Raw genomic sequence first — 5,150 nt, forward strand, 5'->3', positions numbered from 1 at the left:
GAACCGTTGCGGCCCTCTGGGACGCCATCGGACGGCTCGTCGATCTCATCACCCCCGGGGAGAGCGCCAACTTCTTCACCGCAGCAGGCTATGAACCACAATGATCGGGAAACGCTCTAAGGCGGACTTGATGCCGTCGGGGCAGTTTCGCGCGTTTTTGGGCGAATGCGCGCGGCGGTCACGTCCGTCAAGGTGGTGTAATTTTCCGGATGTCCTGAAGTCATGATAAGGCGGCTTTCGTGGTTATGCTGAGAACAGGGGCGAACTCCTTCTTGTCGAGCTGGGCGAAGGCTTCGACCATCATGGGGCCTGTGCCGAATTTTGTGGCTGACGCGTTTTCTTACGTCATTGGGAAGCGATCTTCGAACATGATGGCGCGCCGGCTCCTGACAGCGTGCCATTCGCGCACCGAGGCCGCTCGGTCAGCGCCGCCACACCGCAGAGGGCGCCGGCCTGCCCGATGGTGCCTTCATCCTGCTGGGGGGACGGGCGCATCTGATCCGGGGCGGGCAGGCGTGGCCTTATGCGCCAGGGGGCTATGAGGCGCCTTGCCCGCTTCCTGGCGGCGCCATCAGCGTGCTGACCCCTGCCCCGCTGATCGCAGTCATGCGCGCCGGATGGCACCCGGTGCTGGACGCCGCCGACGACCGACCGGGCCGGCAAGGCTCAGACGAACCGCGCTTGCGCCTTGCCGGCCAGCAGCGCGGCCACATCGGGGGCCACGTCCCCCGCCTCCGCCACCCCGATCAGCACGCCCACCCGCTCGGGCGCGCCCTTGCGCCGCGCCAGCACCTGCGCATCCGACACGGTGGTGCGCTGCGCTATCCGCCGCGCCCAGGCGTGCAGCAGGTCGTACATCCGCGCCACCTGCCCGACATGGCCGGGGCTGTCGCCCAGGTCGATCAGCTCCTGCGGGTCGGTTTGCAGATCGAACAGCATGGGCCGAAAGCCGCCTTCGCAATGCATCAGCTTCCAGCGCCCGTCGAACACCATGAACAGCCGGGCATCGCGCGGCGCCACCCCCAGATCTGCCGCCATGGGTGACGTCGCCCAGTCGTATTCCGAAACCACTGCCGCGCGCCACTCGGGCGCCTGCCCGTGCAACCAGGGCTGCAAGGACCGCCCTTCCAGGATATGCCCCGGCACCTCTGCCCCCACCGCCTGCACGAAGGTCGGCGCGAGGTCGATCGCCTCCACCAGCGCGTGACAGACGGTGCCGCGGGTGGCATCGGCCGCAGCGCGCGGGTCGTAGACGATCAGCGGGATCCGCGCGGATGGATCGTGGAACAAGTCCTTTTCCCCCATCCAGTGATCGCCCAGGTAATCGCCGTGGTCCGAGGTCAGCACGATCATCGTGTCGGCCAGCCGGCCCGTCGCCTCCAGATGGTCGAGCAACCGGCCGAATTCGGCATCCGCCTGCGCGATCAGGCCCATATAGGCCGGAATCACCGCCGCGCGCACCTCGTCGCGGGCAAAGGCCTGGCCGATGCGGTTGTCCATGAAGGCGCGATAGACCGGGTGCGGGTTCTGCCTTTCGCGCGCATCGCGCACCGGCGGCACCACATGTTCGGGGCCGTAAAGGCCGGCCCAGGGTTCGGGCACGATATAGGGCCAATGCGGCTTGATGTAGGACAGATGGCACAGCCAGGGCGCCTGCGCCGCCTCGGACCCGAGAAAGTCGATGCAGCGCCGCGTGAGCCAGGGGGTTTCGCTGTCTTGTTCGCGGATGTTGGCGGGCTGGCCGGAGTTCAGCAGATACCAGCCCGACAGGATGTCGCCCTCAGCCGAGACCCCGGCATTGGCGTGATCCTGCCAGGGGTTCGGCCCGGGGTAGCCTTGCGCCATGAGCCATGCGTTGTAGGGGCTGCGCCGGGCATCGTAGATGCCGTCGGGCCCCGCGCTCCACAACCCGTCGTCGCGGTCCCAGACGTCGAAGCCGCATTCGGCCACCCGCGCCCCGATCACACTGTCGGGCGCCAGCCCAAGCCGCGCCATCCCTTCGGCATCGGCCTTCATGTGGGTCTTGCCGACCAGCCAGCTTTGCACCCCTGCCTTGCGCAGATGGTCGCCCAGCGTCAGCTCGCCGACCTTGAGCGGATAGTTGTTGTAGGCCGCGCCGTGGCTGGAGACATAGCGCCCGGTGTAGAAACTCATCCGGCTGGCGCCGCAGACCGGCGATTGCACATAGGCGCGGTCGAACCGCACCCCCATCGCCGCCAGCCGGTCGAAGTTCGGCGTCTTGAGATGCGGATGCCCGGCGCAACCCAGATAGTCGAACCGCAACTGGTCGTACATCACGAACAGGATGTTGCGCACAGCGGCCATCGCCTTGCCCTTTACCTTGCCCCAATATCCTGGGGGTGCCGGTGCAGGCGCCGTTGATCCGCGCCTGCATCGGCACGGGGTGCCCGCCCCGCGGCCGGTTCCGCCAGCGCGAGCGCCCGGGCCAGAAAGCCGCGGTTCACCGCCGAATGCGGGCGGAGGGCCGCGCGTTCCTGCGCCAGTGCGCGCGCCAGCCCCGGCATCTGCCCGCGGATCGCCGCCTCGGTCAGCGTCCAGTCGATGACGTCGCGCTGCGCGTGGCTGCCCCCGAACCCGTCGGCAATGTGGCGCGCCGCCAGCAGCCGGTCGGCGGCGCGCGCATGGTCGCCGGCGCGAAACGCCTGAAAACCCTCGATCAGCGGCAGGCCCCAGCGGCGCATCCAGCCCGCCGCCTCGCCCGCGCCTTCGGCGGCCGCCAGCAGCGGGCGCAGCCGCTCGGGCCGCCCGGCCCCCAGGTGCGCCATCGCGGCGTGCAGGTCGTTGAAGGCATAATACCCGGGCGCCAGATGCGCCTGCCACTTGTCCGACAGCTCCTCCCAGCGCGTTCCCGGGTCGCCGCCCTGCATCTCGATGCGCCACAGCAGCGCCGAGGCATCGGCCAGCGCCAGCGCCAGCCCGGTTCCGCCGCGCCGCACCGGGCCATCGTAAAGCCGCAAGGCGCCGGCCGTATCGCCCAGTTCCAGATGGCACAGCGCCCGGTGCCACCAGTTGTGCACCTGAAGGTTGTCGTCCTCGGCGGCCCAATGCGCCTCGCGCGCGGCCATCCAGCCCAGCCCGTCTTCGGGGCGACCCTGCATTTCCATCACATGCGCGACGGCATGATGCGCCCAGCTGTCGCGCGGATCCTCGGCCACCGCCTTGCGCCCCAGGGCCTCGGCGCGCGCGTAATCGCCGGCCTCCTCGCAGCCGAAGGCCGCCATGCCCAGAACCCAGCTTTCGCCCGGCACACCGTGCCAGTCGGGCAGCACGCGGGCCACCCGGTCGCGCAAGGATCGGGCGTTGGCCGTGAAGAAGTCGATCAGATGGCCCGATTGCAAGGCCAGCAGGTCGCGCGGTGCCTCGGCCTGCCAGCGTTCCAGGATGCGCCCGGCCTCGGACCAGTCGCCCGACAGCAGCCGGCGCAGCGCCGCCCCATGCGCGGCTTCCCGTGCCCCGCAGTCCAGCCCTTCGGCCCGGTCGACAAAGCCGCGCGCCAGCGCCGCCGCCCCCGGCTCGGTCGCCAGGGCGTAAAGCCAGGCCTTGGCCAGCCACAACAGCGCGCAATCCGGCTGTTGCGCCAGGCCACGGTCCAGCGCCCCGACCGGGTCGCCGCGATACAGCGCATAGCAGGTCAGCATCCCGTCCAGCGCCTCGGCCGCCGCCGCACCGCCTTCGAACCTGTTGCCTTGCCGGTCGATCGCCACGCCTTGCCCCCTCGTTGCCTTGCCGGTTCGCCTGCAGCACACACCGGGCGCGCGGCCGCGTCAACGCCGGTTTTGTGCCCCCTCCCGACTTGACCTGCGCGGCCCGATCTGCCACCCCTGCCAGCAGCCGGGCCTGTAGCTCAATGGTCAGAGCAGGGCGCTCATAACGCCTTGGTTGGGGGTTCGAGTCCCTCCGGGCCTACCAGAAATCCAGCCCCATGCGTCCCAGATTGAAGGTAACCCACTTGAAAAAAGTGGGTTACCTATTCTTTGCGTCCCCATGCCGCCCGATGCGTCCTCATGCGTCCCGTCTTTTGTTGGTGATAATGTCCCGGGGCGTGGTGTATGAGCGCTGACCTTCGGAAAGGTCCGGGTCTTGTCAGGTGGCCACGGCGGGCAGCCTGACGTTGGGATTGTCGGTGACGCGGGCGAGGGTTTCAAGCGACAGGTAGCGCCGCGCCACGGTCCATTCGTCGTTGGTCTCCAGCATGAGCGCGCCGACGGTGAAGGGGGACCGTGGCCCCGGTGGGGCCACGCAAGCCCCCGGAACGATGATGGCGTCGTCGTTGGGGGGTGAGGAGGAAAAGAATTCTGTCCGGTGGACAGAATTCCCGACGAACGCCGATGACGTCGGCGCGGCGCTTGATCTCGCGGTTCACCCGTTCCAGCGGGTTCGTGCTGGCAATCTGGGTCCAGTGCTCGCGCGGGAAGTCCATGTAGGCCAGCACGTCGTCGCGGGAGGCGTCCATGAAGGTGCCGAGCTTGTCCTGCTTCTCGCGGAGTGCGTTGGCGACGGTGTCCCACTGGGCCTGCGCCTCGGCCTTGGTTTCCTGGGCGAAGATCGTCTTCAGCATGGCCGCAACGGCGGTGCGCTGCCTGGCCGGGGCGTGGGCCAGGGCGTTGCGCATCCAGTGAACCCGGCAACGCTGCTGGGTCGCGTTGAACACGCGGCGGGCGGCCGCCCGCAGGCCCTTGTGATCGTCGGCGATCACCAGCGTCACGCCGCGCAGGCCCCGGTCGGCGAGGCTGCGCAGGGAGTCGGTCCAGAAGGTTTCGGCCTCGGAGGGGCCGGTGGCCACGCCCAGCACCTCGCGCTTGCCGTCCTCGTTGACCGCCACGGCGACTATCACGGCGCGGCTGACAATGCGCCCGCCCTCGCGGACCTTCACATACGTGGCGTCGAGCCACAGGTAGGGCCATGCGCCTTCCAACGGTCGAGTCAGGAAAGCGTTCACGCGTTCGTCGATGTCCGCGCAGGTCGAAGGCACTGCCTTCGACGCTGAGCTGGCTCTTGGACATGCCGTCCGCGCCCATGGCCTTGACCAGGTCGTCGACCGAACGGGTCGAGACGCCGTGGACATAGGCCTCCTGAATGACGGCCACCAAAGCCTTCTCGGCCGTGCGGCGCGGCTCCAGAAAGCTGGG

The 5,150-nt window shown here is 69.0% G+C and carries 2 protein-coding genes, 1 tRNA gene and 1 pseudogene; 1 reads left to right on the top strand and 3 read right to left on the bottom strand.

What is annotated here, in order from left to right; translation table 11 throughout:
• Positions 1–666: 666 nt before the first annotated feature.
• Together ACK4S2_RS15525 and ACK4S2_RS15530 are read right to left on the bottom strand one after the other, a co-directional pair.
• Entirely contained in the window at positions 667–2,325 is a 1,659-nt protein-coding gene (locus ACK4S2_RS15525) for a sulfatase-like hydrolase/transferase (RefSeq protein WP_409626429.1), read from the bottom strand.
• A gap of 11 nt (positions 2,326–2,336) precedes the next feature.
• On the bottom strand, positions 2,337–3,725 hold the full coding sequence (locus tag ACK4S2_RS15530; protein WP_409626431.1) for a tetratricopeptide repeat protein: 1,389 nt from the start codon (positions 3,723–3,725) through the stop codon (positions 2,337–2,339).
• 129 nt (positions 3,726–3,854) lie between these two features.
• Here ACK4S2_RS15530 and ACK4S2_RS15535 point away from each other — a divergent pair.
• A tRNA-Ile gene (locus tag ACK4S2_RS15535) sits at positions 3,855–3,930 on the top strand.
• 174 nt (positions 3,931–4,104) lie between these two features.
• On the opposite strand, the pseudogene ACK4S2_RS15540 reads toward ACK4S2_RS15535, so the two are convergent.
• Positions 4,105–5,150 (bottom strand): annotated as a pseudogene (locus ACK4S2_RS15540) (IS256 family transposase); the annotation flags it as partial.

Source organism: Gemmobacter sp., assembly GCF_046292685.1.
GTDB lineage: Bacteria > Pseudomonadota > Alphaproteobacteria > Rhodobacterales > Rhodobacteraceae > Wagnerdoeblera.